Source organism: Thermogemmatispora tikiterensis (genome assembly GCF_003268475.1).
Classification (GTDB): domain Bacteria; phylum Chloroflexota; class Ktedonobacteria; order Ktedonobacterales; family Ktedonobacteraceae; genus Thermogemmatispora; species Thermogemmatispora tikiterensis.
The window spans coordinates 686,198-705,814 of the sequence record NZ_MCIF01000002.1; the positions used below are offsets into that span (position 1 = coordinate 686,198).

The 19,617-nt window shown below is 62.4% G+C and carries 14 protein-coding genes; 9 read left to right on the top strand and 5 right to left on the bottom strand.

Annotation, left to right across the window (positions count from 1 at the left end):
• Window positions 1-84 precede the first annotated feature (84 nt).
• Complete coding sequence (locus A4R35_RS02970; protein WP_112426395.1) at window positions 85-2,112, bottom strand: hydantoinase/oxoprolinase family protein; 2,028 nt, start codon at window positions 2,110-2,112, stop codon at window positions 85-87.
• Window positions 2,113-2,221: 109 nt separating this feature from the next.
• A complete protein-coding gene (locus tag A4R35_RS02975; protein ID WP_112426397.1) occupies window positions 2,222-2,443 on the bottom strand; it encodes a hypothetical protein in 222 nt (73 codons plus the stop codon).
• 687 nt (window positions 2,444-3,130) lie between these two features.
• Here A4R35_RS02975 and A4R35_RS02980 point away from each other — a divergent pair.
• The 7 genes from A4R35_RS02980 to A4R35_RS03010 all read left to right on the top strand — a co-directional run bounded on the left by A4R35_RS02980 (window position 3,131) and on the right by A4R35_RS03010 (window position 11,838).
• Window positions 3,131-4,720 (top strand): acyl-CoA synthetase, encoded by a 1,590-nt coding sequence (locus tag A4R35_RS02980; protein WP_112426399.1) that lies wholly within the window; start codon window positions 3,131-3,133, stop codon window positions 4,718-4,720.
• A 94-nt stretch (window positions 4,721-4,814) separates the two neighbouring features.
• Window positions 4,815-6,191: an MmgE/PrpD family protein gene (locus tag A4R35_RS02985; RefSeq protein ID WP_112426400.1), complete on the top strand. Its 1,377-nt coding sequence runs from the start codon at window positions 4,815-4,817 to the stop codon at window positions 6,189-6,191.
• 123 nt (window positions 6,192-6,314) lie between these two features.
• Window positions 6,315-7,301 (top strand): thiamine pyrophosphate-dependent dehydrogenase E1 component subunit alpha, encoded by a 987-nt coding sequence (locus tag A4R35_RS02990; RefSeq protein ID WP_223258164.1) that lies wholly within the window; start codon window positions 6,315-6,317, stop codon window positions 7,299-7,301.
• Window positions 7,302-7,348: 47 nt separating this feature from the next.
• Window positions 7,349-8,326, top strand: a complete 978-nt coding sequence (locus A4R35_RS02995; RefSeq protein WP_112426402.1) for an alpha-ketoacid dehydrogenase subunit beta — start codon at window positions 7,349-7,351, stop codon at window positions 8,324-8,326.
• Window positions 8,327-8,426: 100 nt separating this feature from the next.
• Window positions 8,427-9,755 carry a dihydrolipoamide acetyltransferase family protein gene (locus tag A4R35_RS03000; RefSeq protein WP_112426404.1) on the top strand — a complete coding sequence of 443 codons (1,329 nt, stop codon included), beginning with the start codon at window positions 8,427-8,429 and terminating at the stop codon, window positions 9,753-9,755.
• Window positions 9,756-9,848: 93 nt separating this feature from the next.
• Window positions 9,849-11,018, top strand: coding sequence for an acyl-CoA dehydrogenase family protein (locus A4R35_RS03005; RefSeq protein ID WP_112426405.1), 1,170 nt, complete (start codon window positions 9,849-9,851; stop codon window positions 11,016-11,018).
• 34 nt (window positions 11,019-11,052) lie between these two features.
• On the top strand, window positions 11,053-11,838 hold the full coding sequence (locus tag A4R35_RS03010) for an enoyl-CoA hydratase/isomerase family protein (RefSeq protein ID WP_112426407.1): 786 nt from the start codon (window positions 11,053-11,055) through the stop codon (window positions 11,836-11,838).
• 797 nt (window positions 11,839-12,635) lie between these two features.
• On the opposite strand, the gene A4R35_RS03015 is transcribed toward A4R35_RS03010, so the two are convergent.
• Window positions 12,636-14,273: an aminotransferase-like domain-containing protein gene (locus A4R35_RS03015; RefSeq protein WP_112426409.1), complete on the bottom strand. Its 1,638-nt coding sequence runs from the start codon at window positions 14,271-14,273 to the stop codon at window positions 12,636-12,638.
• A 418-nt stretch (window positions 14,274-14,691) separates the two neighbouring features.
• Between A4R35_RS03015 and A4R35_RS03020 the strand changes: the two genes are divergently transcribed.
• Window positions 14,692-15,684: an NAD(P)H-dependent flavin oxidoreductase gene (locus A4R35_RS03020; protein ID WP_112426411.1), complete on the top strand. Its 993-nt coding sequence runs from the start codon at window positions 14,692-14,694 to the stop codon at window positions 15,682-15,684.
• A 105-nt stretch (window positions 15,685-15,789) separates the two neighbouring features.
• Here the strand turns inward: A4R35_RS03020 and A4R35_RS03025 are convergent, their stop codons facing one another.
• Window positions 15,790-17,250 (bottom strand): acetate--CoA ligase family protein, encoded by a 1,461-nt coding sequence (locus A4R35_RS03025; RefSeq protein WP_112426412.1) that lies wholly within the window; start codon window positions 17,248-17,250, stop codon window positions 15,790-15,792.
• A complete protein-coding gene (locus tag A4R35_RS03030) occupies window positions 17,251-18,267 on the bottom strand; it encodes a PAC2 family protein (protein ID WP_189361261.1) in 1,017 nt (338 codons plus the stop codon).
• 239 nt (window positions 18,268-18,506) lie between these two features.
• Here A4R35_RS03030 and A4R35_RS03035 point away from each other — a divergent pair, with 239 nt between their 5' ends.
• Window positions 18,507-19,511: an RluA family pseudouridine synthase gene (locus A4R35_RS03035; RefSeq protein WP_112426416.1), complete on the top strand. Its 1,005-nt coding sequence runs from the start codon at window positions 18,507-18,509 to the stop codon at window positions 19,509-19,511.
• The last annotated feature ends 106 nt before the right edge of the window (window positions 19,512-19,617 follow it).

Consider the following 19,617-nt stretch of genomic DNA (forward strand, 5'->3'; position numbering starts at 1 on the left):
GCGGGCGGGCAGAGGCTCGCTGTTGCTGCGAGCGAATGAGTGCAGGGAGTGGCCCCTGCCCGCGCCAGATGGAGCCGAACCGCGCTAAGCCGCTGGCTCGATAACAATCTCTCCCCAGGAGCCAACGCGGGCCACCTGACCGGCGACCACATGGATCGTCGAGGTCGGTTCGCGGATAATGGCCGGGCCACGCACGAATGCCCCGCTCGTCAAGTGAGCGCGCTCATATTCCGCGACTCGCAGCTCTCCGTTGCCGAGATAGCGCAGCGTCGTCCAGCGCTCGGGAGCGGCCTCGTGCGGCTGGCCCTGCCCCAGGAAGGGATATTCAACCTTCTGCGAAGGCACCACGACCTGCACACGATAGGTCACACTCTGGACCGGAATCGCCTCGAAGCGATTGCCCGAGCGCTGCTCGTAGACGCGGTGGAAATTCTCGATCATCGTCGTGATCGTCTCGGCGGTAATCTCACCGGCAGGCACCTCCACGAAGGGGGTCTCCCAGGTCTGGCCAAGCAGGCGCCCATCGAAACTACGCAGGACCCGTAGCTGGCTCTTGTCGCCAGGAATACGCGCCAGGAGCTTCTCCTCCATCGCGCGGTAGATCTGCGCAATCGTCGGAGCCGCCTCCGGCGTCAGAACCATATAGGCGCTGCGGCTGTCGGAGTAGACCAGATCGGAGCTGAGCAGGCCAAGTGCAGAGAAGAAGCCAGGATAGGGAGGAACGATCACCCGCCTGGCCTTGATCTGCTCCAGAATTGCCGGCAGGAAGAGCGGGCCGGCGGAGCCATAGGCGATCAAGCTATAATCGCGCGGATCGATGCCCTGCTTAATCGTGATGTCCAGCAGGCCCTCGGCGATATTATTCAGACCGATCTTATAAGCGTACTCGATGCGCTTCTCCAGGCTCAACGAAGTGGGCAGACGTTCGAAAGCCGCGCGAGCCAGGTCCACATTAAGGCGCATCTGGCCGCCGAGGAAGCGCTCGGGGTCAAGGATACCGATTAACAGGCAGGTATCGGTCAGAGTTGGGGCTGTACCGCCCTTGCCGTAGCAGGCTGGACCGGGATCGGCGCCGGCGCTCTCCGGTCCGACGTGCATCTCGCCGGAAGGAGCGATCGAAACGATGCTGCCGCCGCCGGCCCCAATACTGGTGATCTCGATCGAGAGCGCATTGACCAGCAGATCATGCTCCAGCTCGAAGGTCTCATTCACCACCGGCTGACCATGCGTCACCACACTGATATCGCAGGATGTGCCGCCGATGTCGCAGCAGATCAGATTCTCCTCACCGATGAGCCGCCCGAAATGGGCACTGGAGACCGCTCCTGCCGCCGGACCGGCGAAGACGATGCGGAAAGGCTGCTCCATCGCGATCTCAGCGGGACGTAGCATCGCGGCGCAATCAGCAAAATTAACCTGGCCCGTGAAGCCGGCCTCGCGCAGTCCCGAGAGCAGATTGTGCGAGTACTGAGAGAAAATGATCTTCATCAGCACATCGATTAGCGTTGTCGAGGCGCGTGCGTACTCCTTGGCCAGGGGAGAGACCTCCGAGGAGATCGAGCAGGGAATATCACCCAGCTCCTGGCGAACAAGCTCACGCAGGCGGATTTCATGCTGTGGGTTCACATAGGCATTGAGCAGGCAGATGGCAACTCCCTGAACGCCACACTTCTTGAGAATGGCCAGCTGTTGGCGGGCCTGGGACTCGTCGAGAGGGATCAGCACGCTGCCATCAGCGGTGATACGCTCGCTGATGCCACGGCGCAGATAGCGGGGGACCAGGGGAGCGGCGGCATCGCCGAAGGGGCGGCGCCAGCCGGGGTCGGTCAGGGCGTCGAGCGGGCGCCATGTTCGTCCCATGTCCAGGATGTCCCGATGTCCGATTGTCGTCAGAAAGGCCACCTTGGGGAGACGGCGCGTAATGATGGCATTCAGGCCGGCAGTGCTGGCATGGTTGAAGATCGGTTTGCTGGCGATATCGAGCAGGCGCGCGCCTTCGATCACCGAGCGCTCCGTCTCCAGGGCATTCGTGGGGACCTTGGTTACCTTGATCGTGTGGTCGTCGAGGGCCACAACGTCGGTGAACGTGCCGCCAACATCGACTGCAAGCATAGAAAGACTCCTCAGAAGAAATACTCACGCGAGGCGACTCTACGATCAGTGAAGTCAGTCAGTCAGTCAGTCAGGGCGCAAGGATGTCACTCCGCCCAATCAGGCCGGGCTAGAGTGTCTCGGAGAGAAGCTGGATAGAGCCGAGGCGACCCCAGCGCTCGCGCTCCAGGCTGAAGAGGCAGTCCTGGCATTTTGTAACGAGCCACCAACCGCCTTCACTCAGCACGGGGTAGCGCCGCAGGTTGTAGCTGCCACACTCAGGACATTGACCCTGGACAGGCTCCTTGTGGACAAAGAGGAAAGGCTCACTGGACCGTGGGTAGACGCTCATCCTTAGACCTCCTTTGAACGAAGGCCGCACGTCGTCGCTGTGCGGGCCGGGCCGAACAAGACCAGGCCAGAAGCACGCTACCCTGACGTCGACGGCCAGCCGTCTGCTCTACTGGAGCTGCCGAAAGCAGAGCAGCGACCTGATGGTCTGCGCTGTGCGCTGCGCCAGCGGCAGCGTCTACGGTGGACGCGTCGCTTCTATGCGACCGACCAGTCGGTTGAGAGTATAGCATAGGCGAAGTACCGCCGTCAAGGGTCTATCGATTATAGCACTTTTAGAAGTCGCTGCCCCTCTGCCTTTAGTGAAATCACGATACTAGTAAAGTCTAATCCTGCGCGACAGTAATCCGCGCAATACTTTCCACTGACCCTTGACGCCAAATTGCAGGCTATGTTATACTTCCGCCGAACAGACCGATTGGTCGGTCGGGGAAGTGGGGCCCGGTCAACCAGCCGTGTCACCCGTGCCCAGCGCGTCGACGAGCGAGGGGCCGAACCTGGGTCTGCCGGCGGGCGGTTCAGGGGGGCAGCTGCGCGCGGCTTTGGCCTTGCGTTGTGTTGTCCTCTCCATCTCTCCGGTCCAGCAACCTGGAAGGAAGGTGCTTGCCAGGCCACCAGCGAGCAAAGGAGCGATCTGCCTGCCAAGTAAGCTGCGGCCCGGCCTGGTGAGCCGGCAAAGGAGCGCGTCATGACCTTCAACTTCAGCAGTGTCATTGAGCACTATGCAGAGCGGCACCCCGAGCGGGAGGCCATTATTTACGAGGGGCGGCGGCTCAGCTATGGTCAGCTTCACGAGCGCTGTGAGGCGCTTGCCTGTGCTCTTCAGGAGTGTGGCTTGCAAGCTGGGGACATCGTTGCTATCCTCCTCAAGAACTGCTCTGAGTTCCTGGAGACCATCATCGCCGTGAACCGACTTGGCGCGGTGGCTCTGCCGGTCAACTGGCGGCTCGTAGGCGAAGAGCTGGTCTATATTCTCAATCACAGCGAGACCAAGCTGCTCGTGAGTGAGCGCGAGTTTGCCCCCGTTGTTGAGGCGGTTCGTGGGCGCTGTCCGGCGCTGAGCCATGTGCTTGGGGTTGGGGCGGACGTACCGGCGGGCTGGCTGGTCTATGATGAGCTGCTGGCGGCCCACCAGGGCCAGCACGTAGCGGCGGTAGAGGTAGGGAGCGATGACCTGCACCGTCTCATGTACACCTCTGGCACCACGGCCTACCCCAAAGGGGTCATGATCTCCTATGGCAACCTCTACTGGAAGAATATTGCGCAGATCACGCTCTTCGGCATCACGGCGGCGGATCGCACGCTCATCGTTGGGCCACTCTACCACGTTGGTGGGCTGGATCTGCCTGCGACCTCGGTTCTCTATGCAGGTGGTAGCGTGGTCATTCTACGCAAGTTTGAGCCGTTGGCCTTGCTGGAAACCGTGCAGCGCGAGCGCGTCACCAACATGTGGCTGCCGCCCTCGATGATCAACATGCTGCTCCAGGCCGAAGGCATCTGGAACTACGACCTCAGCTCGGTCCGCTTCATTATCGATGGTGGCGAGAAGATGCCCATTCCGCTCATTCAGAAACTGCTCTCGCTTTTCCCCCAGGCCTGGTTTGCTGATGCCTATGGCCTGACTGAAACGGTCTCGGGCGATACCTATCTCGACAAGGCCAAGACCATAGAGAAGATTGGCTCAGTCGGCAAACCCTGTCTCCACCTGGAACTGCGCATTGTTGACGAGAACGATCGGCCATTGCCGCCGCGCCAGCCGGGGGAGATCGTTCTGCGCGGTCCCAAGGTCTTCAAAGGTTACTGGAAGGACCCCGAGGCCACGGCAACGGCCTTGCGCAACGGCTGGTTCCACACCGGCGACATCGGCTATCTCGATGAGGAGGGCTATCTCTACATTGTCGATCGCAAGAAGGACATGATCATCAGCGGCGGCGAGAATATCGCTTCGCTCGAAGTGGAGCGAGTGCTCTACGAGGACCCGCGTGTTCTGGAGGCGGCGGTTGTGGGTATGCCGCATCCGCGCTGGGGAGAGGTGCCGGTAGCCTATGTTGTGGTGAAGCCGGGCCAGACGGTGACTGCCGAGGAGCTGCGAGCCGCCTGTCAGGCCAAGCTTGCCCGCTTTAAGGTGCCGCACCATATCTTTTTCATCGAGGCGCTGCCGCGCAATCCCTCGGGGAAGGTACTCAAGCGCGAGCTGCGCCTGCGCGTCGCTGAGGACGCCGCGGCTACGGCCAGGGGAGGCAGCTCCAGCCCCAGCCAGTCGGCCAATCCGGCCTGAGTCTGTCGAGGAGCGGTGAGTCAGTCCGGTGCCGGATCTGGAGGCGGTTGCGGCTGTTTGCGTGAGCAAGCGAGTGAGAACAAGGAGGGTGTCAATGGAAAGAACCTTGAGCGCAGAGCTTGCGCGGTTTGTGGCTGGTCTGAGCTATGAGGCGCTGCCGGCCCAGGTGATTGACAAGGCCAAGACGTGCCTGTTACACGGTCTGGCGGTGGGGCTAGCTGGCTCGGAGCTGGAATATGCTCACATTGCACGCCGTCTGGTAGTGCTGGCCGAGCCTGGAGTGGGCGAAGTAAGCGCGCCCGTGATCGGCTCCTCTCTGCGCGCGAGCGTGGCTGGAGCGGCCTTTGCCAATGGGGTCATTCTGCATGGACGTGTCCAGGAGGACACGCATGGAACGGCTCACCCCGGCACGATGATTATCCCCGCGCTGTTGGCTGCGAGCGAGCTGCGTCCGCTGGATGGGCGGGCCTTCCTGACCGCCCTGGTGGCCGGCTACGAGGTCCTGGCGGCGGTCAGTCGTGATTTTACAGCCTTGACCACGCCGCGCGGCTTCCGGGCCAGTGCTATCTACGGGGTCTTTGGGGCGGCGGCAGCAGTGGGCAAGGCGCTGGTTCTGAGCGAGGAGCAGCTGGCGGCGGCACTTGGTTTGGCCTCGGCCTTTGCCGGGGGGACCACACAATCCTTCGCCTCGGGAACGATGGAGTGGCACTTTGAAAACGGCGTGGCGGCGCGTAACGGTCTGCTGGCTGCTCTGCTCGCGCGCGAAGGAGCGCGGGCCTCGGCCATTGCGCTGGAAGGTCCTGCCGGCTTCTACCAGGCCTTTGCCGGTACGCGGGAGGGGCTGGAGCGCGTGGTGAGTCACCTGGGACGCACCTGGGAGATCCTCAACGTGACCTTCAAGCCGTATCCAGTCTGCGCCTTTAATCAAAGTCCCATTACGGCGGCCCTGGAGCTGGTGCGAGCGCATGGGCCCCATCCAGAAGAGATCGCGCGGATCGAACTGGAGATGAACGCCTACGAGGCCAATTATCCAGGCATGGCCTACACCGGACCATTTACGACGGTGGAGCAGACGCAGATGAGTGCGCCTTTCTGTGTGGCCTGGACCCTGGCGCATCGCTCGTTCTCGTTCTCTGCCCTCACCCAGTTTGATGATGAGGCCACACGCGCTCTGATCAGCAAACTGGAGATGCGAGCCCGCCAGGATCTACCGCCGCTCTCGCTGCGTCTGACGGTTCATCTTGTCGATGGGCGCACGCTGGAGCAGGAGCTGCAGGTCGATGCCAGCTACTATGCCTGGGACTTTGCTCGCGAGCTGGAACTGCTCAAGGAGCTGCAGCCAGATCTGCCTCTGGCGCCCGAGGCGACACAGCGGCTGATCGAGCTGATTCGCTCGTTGGAGCAGTGCCAGGATGTGCATGAATTGACGCGCATGCTGGTGGTACCGGCCCCCAGCTCCGTCGGCAGCTAGCGTTGTGCTGCTGAGCGCTGTGCAGACGGGCAGCGCAGGAAGCTGGTGAGAGCGGCTATCCGTTGTCGTTGCCCGTCTGCCCTGTGAGATCGATCTTGATCTTCTTTGGAGAGGAGGCGAGGTGTGCCTGCTGAGGAGATTGATAGGGTGCTAGCGCGCCGTTTGCTGGCGACGATGCAGCTGATTCGGGCCTTCGAGGAGGCGGTGCGCGATCATTTTGCCGCCAGGCATATTCCTGGCTTTATTCATCTCTCGATCGGTCAGGAGGCGGTGGCTGCCGGTCTGGCCAGCGCTCTGGAGCGCGAGGACTATTTGTATGTGACGCATCGAGGACATGGCCATGTCATTGCCAAGGGGGCCGACCTGAAGCGCGTAGCAGCGGAGATCTTCGGCAAGGCCAGTGGCTACTGTCGAGGGCGGGGCGGCTCCATGCACATTGCGGCGTTTGAAGTGGGAGTATTGGGAGCCAATGGCGTGGTGGGGGCGGGCCTCCCGCATGCGGCGGGAGCGGCCTGGGCCTTGCAGTTGCAGGGACGGCCACAGGTAGCCGTGGCAGTCTTTGGCGATGGAGCGGTCAATACTGGTCTCTTTCACGAAACGGCCAATATCGCCTCTCTCTGGCGCCTGCCGCTGCTCTTGCTCTGTGAGAACAACGGCTATGCCGAGTTTACGCCCTTGAGTGTGCACGCCGCCGTTGAGAGCGTGGCTGAGCGAGCCGCCGCCTATCGGCTCCCGGCCTGGCGGGTAGATGGACAGGACCCGCTAGCGGTGCGGGCGACGGTGCGCGAGGCGCTGGGGCGGGTCCGCGCTGGCGAAGGGCCAGCTCTGGTGGAGTGCCTGACCTGGCGTGTGCGTGGGCACTACGAAGGTGATCCGCAGCGCTATCGTTCGTCCACTGAGCTGGAGGAGGCGGTAGCGCATGATCCTCTCCGTCTCTTTGCTGGGCGTCTGCGGCGTGAAGGGCTGTTGAACGAGGCAGAGGAGGCGGAGCTGGCAGCTCAGGCCCGTCAGGCGGTGGCGGAGGCCATCGCCTATGCGCAAGAGGCGGCTCTTCCTGATCCGGCCTCGGCCTTGGAAGATGTGCTCTACCAGCCGTCTGGGGCAGGCTGAGCTAGCGAGGCTGAACTGACATCCGGGTAAGCAAAGGAGCAGTTGCTGTGGCGGAAAAACGCTATGTGCGTGCAGTCAACGAAGCTCTCTGTGAAGAGATGGAGCGTGATCCAGCGGTCTGCCTGCTCGGGGTCGACGTTGGGGCGCCTGGCGGGCCTTTTGGAGCCACGCGTGGCCTGCAGGAGCGCTTTGGTCCGCAGCGAGTCCGCGACACGCCGATCAGCGAAGCGGCGGTGGTGGGTCTGGCCATCGGCGCGGCCACGCTCGGTCTCCGCCCGGTCGTGGAGATCATGTTTATGGACTTCCTGGCCCTGGTCATGGATCAGCTCGTGAACCAGGCGGCCAAGATGCGCTACATGACTGGAGGGCAGGCCAAACTACCGCTGGTGGTGCGTACCCAGACGGGTTATCGCGACAGCGCCGGCCCCCAACACGCGCAAAGTCTGGAGGCCTGGCTAACCCACGTACCCGGCCTCAAAGTGGTGATGCCCTCTGGACCCTGCGAGGCCAAGGGCCTGCTGAAGGCGGCTATCCGCGACGACAACCCCGTGATCGTTGTTGAGAACCGGACCCTGTACGCCCTGGCCGAAGAGGTCCCAGACGGTGATTATGTCCTGCCGCTGGAGCGCGCAGCCATTAAGCGTGAGGGGCGGGATGTGACGATTGCCAGCCTTGGGGTCATGGTGCGCGAAGCCCTGGCAGCGGCGGAGACGCTGGCGGAGCGTGGAATCTCCTGCGAGGTCATTGATCTGCGCAGCGCGAATCCACTTGATCTGCAGACGGTACGAGCCTCGCTGGAGAAGACCAATCGTCTGGTGATTGCTCATAGTGCCACGCGCTGCGGCGGAGTTGGGGCTGAGCTGGCGGCGGCTCTCGGTGAAGAGGCGTTTTATATGCTTGATGCGCCTATTACGCGCGTGGGGGCGGCGTTCGCGCCGATTCCCTTTTCGCCACCGCTGGAGCGGGCAATCGTGCCCGATCGGACGGCCATTATCGCGGCTGTAGAGCAAGTGCTGGCCCCGTGAGATGAGACGCTGGTGTCTCACGCTATCCTGACCGGGGATTGTCAGCCGTTGTGACCTGGTCGTTGACCATTTGGCCGAGCAAACACGTTGGGGAGCAGCTATGACTGAGGCAAGTGAGGGAGCGCAGTCCGAGGCCGAGGTGATCATGCCTCGTCTGGGCCTGACCATGCAAGAGGGTACCATCGTCCAGTGGTCCAAACCGCAGGGAGGGTGGGTCAACGCTGGCGAGGTCATCTGCACGATTGAGACGGAGAAAATCACTCACGAGATTGAGGCTCCCAGGAGTGGCTATCTGCAGATCCTCCAGCCTGAAGGGACAGCTGTCGCTGTCGGGGCTGTCATTGCACGCATTCTGGCTCAGCGGGAGGCGGTGGCTGCAGGTGCCGCAAGAGCAGTTGAGACCCCACGGCCAGGGCCAGGGTCAGAGTGGGGAGCAGAAAAGCAGCCAGGCGGCGTGCCGCCAGCACTTCCGAGGCAGGAGGCTGGTGGTAGAGACGGGCGTGGGCGGCTTGAGATCTCGCCCGTGGCCTTACGCATGGCCCAGGACCTGGGCCTACCTCTGGAGCGCATCCAGGGCAGCGGCCCCCGGGGACGCATTCACAAGGCTGACGTTCTGCGGGCCTGGCAGCAGCTCCGTGAGGAGAGCAGCCAGCCAGCGGCTGTCGACGCGGTGAGCACGGCGCTGCCCCCTGCTGCGATGGCCTCCGCCCAGAGCGTCAGCTCGCTGCCGGCCTATGACCGTGAGCCGCTGACCCCTATGCGTCGGCGTATTGCCGGGCATATGCTGAGCAGCCTGCAAGAGACGGCCCAGCTCACCTTGATGATGGAGGCCGATGTCACTCAGACCTTGCAACTCAGGGCGGAGCTACAGCAAGAGCAGCAGCGCCTTGGAGGGGCCGGAATCACCATTACCCATCTCTTGATCAAGATGGTAGCTCTTGCCTTGCGCGAGCATCGTCGGCTCAATGCTGCCCTGGTGGGGGAGGAGATCCGCCTTTATCGCGAGATCAATATTGGCGTGGCCACAGCGCTTGAGGATGGCTTGCTCGTGCCTGTTATCCGGGAAGCTGATCGCAAGAGCCTGGCCGAGATCAGTGCGGAGCTGCAGAGCCTGGCCGAGCAGGCTCGCAGCGGTCGGCTGCCGCCCGATGCTCTTGCCGGGGCGACCTTTACCGTGACCAACCTGGGAGCGCAGGGAGTCGACTACTTCACCCCCATCCTTCCCAGGGGGCAGGGGGCCGTCCTGGGTGTGGGGCGCGTTTGCGAGCAAGTCCGTGCTGGCGCTGAGGGGTTCCAGCGCTACAGCCGACTGGGGCTGAGCCTGACCTTCGACCACCGTCTCGTCGACGGCGAGCCGGCGGCGCGTTTCCTTGCGCGCGTCAAATATCTGCTGGAGCATCCCTGGACGCTTCTCCTCTCGGCCCATTGAGGGAGCTATCTTCCAGGGGGTCCGCCATCCTGGAGGGCCTCGGCGCGGCCCGACCCATCTTGATCCATCCTATCTTGCACAGGGAGAACAACGATGGATTTTCAGACCTCAGAAGAGCATACCCTCATTCGTGAGAGCGTACGGCAGCTCGCCATCCGTTATGGCCTGGAGTACTGGCGTGAGAAGGACCGCCAGCATGCTTTCCCCGAGGAGCTATGGCAGGAGCTGGCTCGGGCCGGCTGGCTGGGAACGATCATTCCCGAACGCTATGGGGGAGCTGGCATGGGGCTGCTGGAAATGGCGATCGTGGTGGAAGAGATGGCCGCCAGCGGGGCGGGAGCCACTATTGCCCAGTTGTTCATGATGACGCCGGTCTTTGGAGCCTTGACCATCTTGCGGCACGGCTCCGAAGAGCAGCGCGAGCGTTACCTGCCGGCGCTGGCGCGCGGCGAATTCGACTTCAGCATGGCCCTCACCGAACCGGATGCGGGGAGCGACACGCTGGCCACCAAGACCCTGGCGCGCCGCCGCGGCGATGAGTACGTCATCAGCGGTCAAAAGGTCTGGATCTCAGGGGTTGATCGCGCGGGAGGCATGTTGCTAGTGGCACGCACCACGCCACTGGAGGAGGCTCCACGCCGCACCTTTGGCCTCAGCCTCTTTCTCGTTGATCCGCGCTCGCCGGGCGTTAGCCATCAGCCCTTGGAGAAGGTCGGAACCCACTGCGTGACCTCAAGCATGGTCTTCATCGACGAGCTGGTCGTGCCCAAGACGGCGCTCATTGGTGAGGAGGGCGAGGGCTGGAAATACCTGGTCGATACGCTGAACAGCGAACGCATCGTCACTACCGCAGGCTGTGTAGGTGCCGGGGAACTGGCCATCAAATTGGCGGTCGATTATGCCAATGCGCGCGTGGTCTTCGGTCAGAAGATTGGCCGTCACCAGTCCATTCAGTTCCCGCTGGCGCGCCTGAAAGCTGAGATCGAGATGGCTCGTCTCATGAACTACAAAGCAGCCTGGCTCCTTGATCATCACCTGCCCTGTGCGGCGGAGGCCAATATGGCCAAGATGGTGGCGGCAGAGGCTGCCTTCAACGCCTGTGATCAGGCCATGCAGACCCTGGGCGGCTATGGTTTCTCGACGGAGTATCACATCGAGCGTCTCTGGCGCGATGTCCGCCTCTTCCGCCTGGCGCCTATCAGCCAGGAAATGGTCCTCAACTACATTGCCCAGCACGTGCTGGGACTGCCGCGCTCGTACTGAGCAGGTGTATGTAAGCAAAGCGAGGGAGGCGAAGATGAGCTATCGTTATCTACAGGTGGAACGCGCTCACCCCCAGGTGGCGCAGGTGACCATCGCACGCCCGGAACAGCTCAACGCCATTGACCGCGCTGTCCTTGACGAGCTGCATCAACTGGTAGATGAGTTGGAGCAGGATCACGAGCTGATGGTGGTCATTTTGACCGGGGCTGGAGAAAAGGCCTTTGTGGCAGGGGGAGATGTGGCCTACATGGCGGCCATGAGCCTGCCGGAGGCGCGGCGCTTTGTCTATGCGGGACAGGAGGTCTTGCTGCGGCTTGAGCGCAGCAGTAAAGTGAGTATCGCGGCGATCAATGGCTATGCCCTTGGGGGAGGGCTGGAGCTGGCCCTGGCCTGCGATATTCGTCTGGCGGCGGAAGGGGCGCAGCTGGGCTTGCCGGAAACCTCGCTTGGTCTCTTGCCCGGCTGGGGCGGTACCCAGCGCCTGGCGCGCCTGCTAGGGCCTGGTTTGGCCAAGGAGCTGATCTTTACAGGGCGCCGTGTAGGAGCAGAGGAGGCGCTGCAGATCGGGCTGGTCAATCGGGTGATACCGCGCGAGCGTCTGCTCAGCGAAGCCCATGAACTGGCGCGGAGCATTGCGCGCAATAGCCCGATTGCGGTGCAGCAGGCCAAGCGAGCCATCAATCAGGGGCTACAGACCTCCCTGGACCAGGGCCTGGTGATCGAAGCCGAGGCCTGGCTGGTCCTCTTTGGAACTCATGATCGTCAGGAGGGGACACGGGCCTTCGTGGAAAAGCGTCCTGCACACTTCACCGGTCAGTAACAGGTAGGATAGGAAGAGAGAAAGAAGGCTCCTCACTCTGTCTGAGATGGCAGGCAGGTTGCGCCCACGAGCCTTCGCCTCTTCCTTCTCTTAAACCTTCTCCGAGCCGAGCCATTTACGTTGGTTTTGTCCCCTCTTGCCTGGCTGAGCCGATGAGCTCCAGTCAGACGAGAGCAGCAACCTCTCAAAGTGCTACTTTCTCTCAGACTCTTTAGCTGGCCGCAGACCACTATCCTCTCCCGTTTGCCCGGTATCTTCCCTGTCCTTGTAGGGTCTGTACCTGCTGGGGACGCTTTACTGGGTCGGAGCGCTGTTTCTTCTATCTCGGGAGCGTTCTGAAAAGGCACAAGGAAGGCAGACCTGTTCTGGCCGTTAATACTCGCATTCCTGGCCTAGCTGCTGCTGGACCTCGGCCTCATCAGCTGGTACTTCCCCGGCTGGCCCCTCTACACCTCCGAGCTATTCGCTGGCCTAACCCTTGTTTGCTTGCTGGTAGGATTCTGCTGCTTCCTCTCTTCTGCCGCCATAGCCTGGGAGGTGGCCAGGGGAGAGGCAGCTTAGCCCGGGAAGTAACGGAGAGCATCACAGGCCCGAGCCTCTGCTCGCTTATCGCTCATGGAGAGGGCGCACTGAAGAGATCGGAGAAGAGCAAGCTGTCGATCTCGATAGTGCTCCCTCCCCCTGGTGGGATGTACGGTATTGCGGACCTGGTAGCGAGATAGCTGCCCTTGAGGAGAGGAGACGGGGGCCGCGAGGAGACAAGCCAGGGAGCCTCGGACCTCCGGGTTTTCCAGGCCTCAGACAGCGGTGAACAGGTCGGGCGAGGCCCGGCCCCGCCTGGTGCCGCTGCCATGCAGCAGAGCGCGCAGCGTCGACGATAGCCGCTGGACTCCCTCGCGCAGTTGCTCCGGGGACTTATCGGCGAAAGTCAGGCGCACACTTGGAAGCTGCTGCTGGCTGTTCTCGACGCGGAAGAGCTGGCCGGGAGCCAGCAACAGGCCGCGATCGGCAGCCTTCTCAATCACTTCATATTCCTGCAGCTGTGGCGGCAGCCAGAGCAGCAGATTGAAGCCCGCGCCTGGCACCGTCCAGCGGCATTCAAGCCCGGCCAGCTCCTCCGCGAGCAGGTTCAGCAGGGCGTCACGCCGGCGGCGATACTCCTGGCGATAGAGACAAAGCTCCTCCTCGAACGCGGGATCACTCAGATGCTCCAGAAGAGCCCGAGCCAGAGGTAGCGAGGTTCCGCGCGCGAAGGCCTGCTTGCCCTCGACCAGGCGCGCCAGGATCGGCTGGGCCGCCACGATACAGCCGAGGCGCAGTGTTGGAAAAATCAGCTTGTTGAAGCTCTTTAGATAGATCACGCGCCCCTCGCAATCAAAGCTGCGCAGTGCTGGTGGCGGCTCACACCTTGACTCATCGTAGAACAGCTCGCTGCAGTAGTCGTCTTCGACGATCAACAGATTATAGCGGCGGGCCAGCTCCACCAGCTGCTGGCGACGCTCACATGACATGGTGGCACCGGTTGGTGAATGGGCGGTCGGCACCACGCAGAGCAGACGAGGGCGGGCCGCGGGAGCCTCTAGCGCCTGCTCCAGGAGGTCGAGACGCAGCCCCTCCTCATCGACTGGAATTGGCTGGCAGGCCGCTCGCAGCTGCTCAAAGATATCCAGGGCTGCCAGATAGGCGGGCTCCTCAATGAAGACTGGCTCGCCCGGGGCTAGCAGCACGCGTGCGACCAGATCCAACCCTTGCTGGTTGCCGCTCGTGAGCAGAATCTCCTGTGGCTCCGGCTGGAAGCCGAAGCGCGTGAAATACTGACAGAGATAGCGGCGCAGGGCCTCGTCGCCCAGAGTCGAGCCATACTGCAATACCTGCAAGCTGGCTGCCTGCCGTGCCTCCTCGGCCAGGAGCCGCCCAGCGCGCGCCATCGAACGTTCCCAGCGCTCGATAGGAAAGAGGCTGACATCAGGATAGCCACTGCTCAGATTGAGCATGGTGGCGGGATCGCCCCAGCGTTCCAGGGCGCGCTGCGTCAGCCACTGCAATTGACCGGCTCGGCTGGCTTGCAGCGATAGCCCTCCGAGCCAGCCTGTTGCCCAGTCCAGTCGTTGACGCTGGCAGATCGAGGCCGGATCGCTCGCCTGGAGATCACCCCCGAAGGGAGCACGTGCCCGCGCCAGGGCTGTCAGCGGCGAAGAAAGAATATAGGTACCGCGCCCAACATGACCACCGATTATACCCTCGCTAGCGAGGAGATCGTAGGCTTGAGCAACGGTGGTGGTGCTCACGCTCAGCTCCGCCGCCAGCCGGCGTACCGGTGGCAGCTGCATGCCCTCTGTTAGCTCTCCTCGCACAATGGCGCTTTTGATTTGTTCAGCAAGCTGCTGATAGAGCAGAGTGCGTGTGCTCTTGTCCAATGAAAAAGTGATACTCATAGTCCCTGCCTGGCTTCGTCCTACCTGCTATTTCATGGGAAATACTATAAGTTACAGATGAGGTTCATTTCGCCATTTGGAGCCTTTAACGATTGTATAGCCTAGTATATGCGAATCCACAATCGTTGTCAATTCAGCAGTTTGCTGCTCTCTCCCTTACGCAAGTGAGAGATTGTATACAAATGGCTATCATCAGGCGATGAACAGGAGAGCATTGTAAAAGATTGTATATATCGGTGATACAATTGTGACAATCAATTGTTGAGGGACAGCGCGGGAGAAGGAAAGAGTGGGCAGCATTGATGGTATAATATCCTCTGCCGGCCAACGAAGGCGGGAGGCGAAGAAGTGCCTGTCATCTCATTCTGAACCCGGTCGGCGAAAGGCGGGAACGCACTTGACATCGCTACCTGAGCGCATGCAGACGCGCTTTACAGAACTCGTTAACATTCGCTATCCGATTGTCCAGGGAGGGCTTTCCCATCTCTCCTTTGCCGAGCTGGCGGCGGCGGTCTCCAATGCTGGCGGCCTTGGTCAGATCGGCTGCGCCTGCTTTGCCACGCCTGAAGAACTGCGAGCCGAAATCCAGAAAGCCAGGCGGCTTACTGACAAACCATTTGGGGTCAATTTCCCCATCGGGCATATTCCTCTTGAGCCGTTTCTCGATGCTGCTCTCAGTGAAGGGCCGGCGGTTATCAGCATCACCGGTGGCAATCCCGAGTCGCTGCTCAAGCGTATTCAAATGAGCGGCGTAAAGGTGCGCACGATGGTGCTTGTCGCGGGAGTGCGGGCGGCGCGCAAAGCCGAGGCTCTGGGAGCTGATGCTGTGATTGCTGTTGGCTTCGAGGGTGGGGGGCATCTCGGGCGTGACGATGTGGGTACGCTGGTGTTGACGCCGCGCGTTGTCGAGGCCGTCAAGATTCCGGTGCTGGCCAGCGGTGGCATTGCCGATGGGCGCGGTCTCGCGGCGGCCCTGGCCCTTGGAGCCGAAGGCATTGAGCTGGGCACGCGCTTTGTAGCTGTGCGTGAGAGCAATGCCCACCCGCACTATCAGCAGGCCCTGCTCGAAGCTCAGGAGACGGATACCATGATCATCGAGCGCAGCATCGGACGTCCGGCGCGCGTTCTCAAAGGGCCGGTTGCCGAGCGTATTCGCCAGGTTGAGGAGGAGCTGGAGCGTGCAGGGGCTACGGCTGAGGAGCGCCTGCGCCGGCTGTTGCCGCTCATCAGCGGCGCTGTTAACAAGCGGGCTGCTCTGGAGGGTGTTCTCGACGAAGGCTTTGTTTGGGCCGGGCAGGTGGTGGGTCTCATCCATGATATTCCCACGGCCCAGGAGCTGATTGAGCGCATTATTCAGGAAGCCTGGGAGATCAGCCGGCGTCTGCCGGGACTCTTTGTCGCGCCGCGCTGAGTCAGGTGCCGGACACAGCGCAAAGCGAACGGAGGTCGAGCGAGAGCAATCGCCGCGCTGCCTGTGAGCGCCAGGCTCTGCCAGGCTCGACCTCATTTAATCTGCTTACGCTCCAGGCTCCCCGTTGGCAGTGCTGCTGGCCATGCGTGTCAGAAAGTGGCCGATTTCTGCCAAAGCCGCCATTGCGCGGCAGGTGATCTCAATCGACTCATAGTAAGGAATGCCCTCCTCGCGTAGGAGCTGGAGCGCGGGAATATCCTGATCGTAGCGAGCGTAGATGGTTTGCACCAGGACTGGCTTAGCGTACTGGCGCACGAGGCGGCCCAGCTCGCGGGCGGCCTCCTCCTCGCGCGCTCCAAAGGCTTCAGAGAGCAGCCAGCGATAGCCGCCGAAGAGGCCCGTGATGATGACGCCATCAACGTCGGGGTCGGCCAGACAGACCTCGCTCAGGCGAGCGAAAGCCAGCGGGTCCTCATCGGCGGCGCCGGCGACATCGATCGGATTGGTAGCTGTGGCCCGGGCGGGCATCAGGGCGCGCAATTGCTGCTGCGTCTCCTCCTTAAGGACGGGCACCTCCAGGCCGCAGCGCAAAGCGGCGTCGCCGGAGGCTACCACGCTCCCGCCGCCATCGCCTACAATCGCGATGCGTCGTCCCCCGCCTGGGGTCGGCGGCTGTAGCGCCAGGGCCCGTGCCACTGGGTATAGCTCATCCGAGCGGATGACGCGCACCACGCCGCTGCCGAATAATGCCGTGTCATGGTCGGGGCGCACTGTCGCCAGACTACCAGTATGGGCTAAGGCGGCGCGGACTCCGACCTCGGTGGCCCCGCTCAGCAAGATGACCACCGGTTTGTAGCGTCCCTGGCGGTAGAGTTGCCGTGTCACTTGCTGCAGGGTTGCCTCGTCGATGGCTTCGACGTAGCCAGCGATGACCTTTGTCTCAGGGTCGTTGGCCAGATACTGCAGATACTCGGGGAAGCGCACATCGGCGCCGTTTCCCATGCTAAGGAAAGTCGTGAAGCCCAGTCCATCGAGCTGGGCCTGTGCGTAGAGATACATCCCCAGGTTGCCGCTTTGGGAGACCAGGCCAATCGGTCCCTCTGGCAGCGGAAAGGCCATGCCCAGGGCGTTGAGCCGGGCGCGCCGTACGTAGACCCCCATGCAGTTGCTGCCCAGGATACGGATGCCGTGCTCGTGGCAGCGGGTGACCAGCTCCATTTCGAGGGCGCGGCCCTCGGGGCCGGTCTCGCTGAAGCCGGCGGTGACGATCACGATGCCTTTGACCCCGTGAGCGATGCAATCGTCGACGGCGGCGGGCACGTGCTGGAAGGCGGTGGTAATGATGGCCAGATCGACAGGCCCGGGCACAGCGCGCAGACTGGGATAGGTGCGCTGGCCGAGGATCTCGGGGGCGCTGGGCGTGACCAGATAGACCTCGCCTGGAAAGCTCGCCAATAGCTGGCGGGCGGCGACATGGCCCCACTTCTGGGGTGCGCGCGATGCGCCGATGATGGCGACAGAGCGCGGGTGCAGCACTTCCTCAAGCGTATACAGCCGGTTGCTCATTCAACCCTCGTCCTTGGAATCGTCGGTATCGGTGGGTGGCCCCTGTTCGCGCTCACGTCGCAGCAGCTCCTCGACGCTGCGAATGAGCACATCCGCGCTCGGCAGGGGACCGGTGCCGGCGGGGTGGTCGAGGTCAGTGGCCGGGCCGTGGGCTGTCTCCACCACGGGCGGCTCCTCCTCGTCCTCTAGATCATCCTCGTCGTCCTCATCCTCCTCGTCTGCCAGGGCATGGATCTGTTCTTCCAGGCGACGGACGTAGGCGCTGGCCTCGGGATCACGAGCCACCAGCGCGGTAATCTGCTCCTCGAAGCGGACGGCATCCGCCTGGATCTCGTTGAGGTCGAGGTCGAGGGAGAGGAGGCTGTTGACATAGGCCAGGAGGGCCGCGGTCACTTTGATGTTCGGTGTAGCGGCCAGGTAGTGGGGCGCTGCCGCCCAGAGGCTGGCTGCTGGGATGTTGGCGCGGCGGCAGGCATCCTGCAACACGCCGATCATGCCGGTGGGACCCTCGTAACCAGAGCTGTGGATGTCCAACTCGCGTAGCCGTTCCTGGAGCTCGGGCGTTGACGAGCTGCCAGTGATGGGCACGGCCAGCGAGTGGGGGATGTCCGCCAGCATAGCCCCCAGCAGAATGACCTCCGAGACGTGAAAGTGGCGACAGATCTCGAGAAAGCACTCGCTGAAGGTGCGCCACTTGAGCTGCGGCTCTACTCCCAGGTAGAGGATGATGTCGCGCTCTTGCTCGGGAAGGCTGTGGGCGGAGAACTGGTTAGCGGGCCAGACCAGGGAACGCTGCATGCCGTCGACAATGCGCACAATGGGCCGCGTTTCGGTGAAGACGTAGAAGTCTTCACTGTCAATTTCGGCGATCTTCACCGGCTTCCAGCGATCTATCAGGAATTTGATGGCGGTAGTGGCCGAGTCGGCGGCGTCGTTCCAGCCGGCCAAGGCGGCGATCAGCACCGGGTTGCGTAGTTGCAGGTGTTCACGATAATACTGGATCAGAGACATGCTCATACCTCTCTCTGCCTTCCCTGGACCGTATCCTACACATTCTACCATGTTGGGGAAATTGTGGGCAGTCTCTCTTGCCCCCCTATGCCCGGCCAGGGTCTGGCTCTTGCTCTTGATCCTTGCTGGGGCGGGGGCTATAATAGCCTGACAATGTGGACCTGCCTGGATGCGCTCGCCGCGCTGCGCGCTCTGCCAGGAGGGCGGGGGCGTTGTGAAGCCGGCGGCAGGGGGTAGTTTCTGCGATGGAGCTGGACCCGAGTCTGATTCTCTATCAAGATCATCATATGCTGGCGGTCAATAAGCCGGCGGGCGTGGTGATTCATCCAACCTATAAGCATGCTGATGATACGCTCTGGAATATGATCCTGGCCTATCTGGAGCGGCGGGGGCCGGAGGAGTGGCAGCCGCCGGCGTTGCCCGATGAGCCGGGCTGGGAGCGGGCGCCCGAGCCGGTGCGCCTGATGCTGCGCGAGCGGCGGGCGGCGCGGCTGCTCAGGCAGGAGGGGCCGCTGCCCAAGCCAGTGCTCTTGCATCGCTTGGATAAGGATACGTCGGGGGTAGTCTTGTTGGCCCGTACTGAGAATGCCCGGCGCTATCTGGGACGGCAGTTCAATGAGCATCGAGTGCTGAAGCGCTATCTGGCGGTGGCCTTCGCCGGGGCCCCATCCTGGACGCGACCGCTGCAGCCGCTGCGCGTGTCTCGTCTCTCTGGGGCTGAGCTGGGGCAGGGGCTGGGGCCGGGAACTCTTGACCTGGCTGGAACAGAGGAGTGGCCCAGCTCGCAAGTGCTGGCGATCTCGGGAGAGGAGCTGGAGCCGCTGCCATTGCCCGTTGGGAGCCTGTGGCTGCTCGATGGACCCATTCAGCGTGATCCCCAGGATCGCCGACGCTGTGTGGTGGGGCCAGAGGGCCTGCCTGCGCGGACCCTGGTGCAGGTGCTGGCCCACCAGGGTCCTTTCCTCTTGCTGGAAGCACGCCCGATTACGGGAAGGATTCATCAGATTCGCGCTCATCTGGCCTCTCTGGGCTATGCCCTGGTCGGTGACCAGACCTATGCCCCGCCTCCGCTGCTGGGAACGCCCCAGGCAGCTTTGGGGCGCCAGTTCCTCCATGCCTTCAGTTTGACCGTGCGTCGCTATCCCGATGAGACGCCAGTGACCTTTGTTGCCCCATTGAGCGAGGATCTGCGTCTCTGGCTAGAGATGTACTTTTCTGATGCTCTGTCACTGCTCGCGTCGCAAGGGTAGGTGACGTATCAGCCTGGCCCTCTCCTGTCTTCAGTCTGCCGCTCTTTTGTGTTCTTATAGTCTGTGGATAGTAAGAAGTACGACCGCAGCTCCGGCCCTGAGCTGG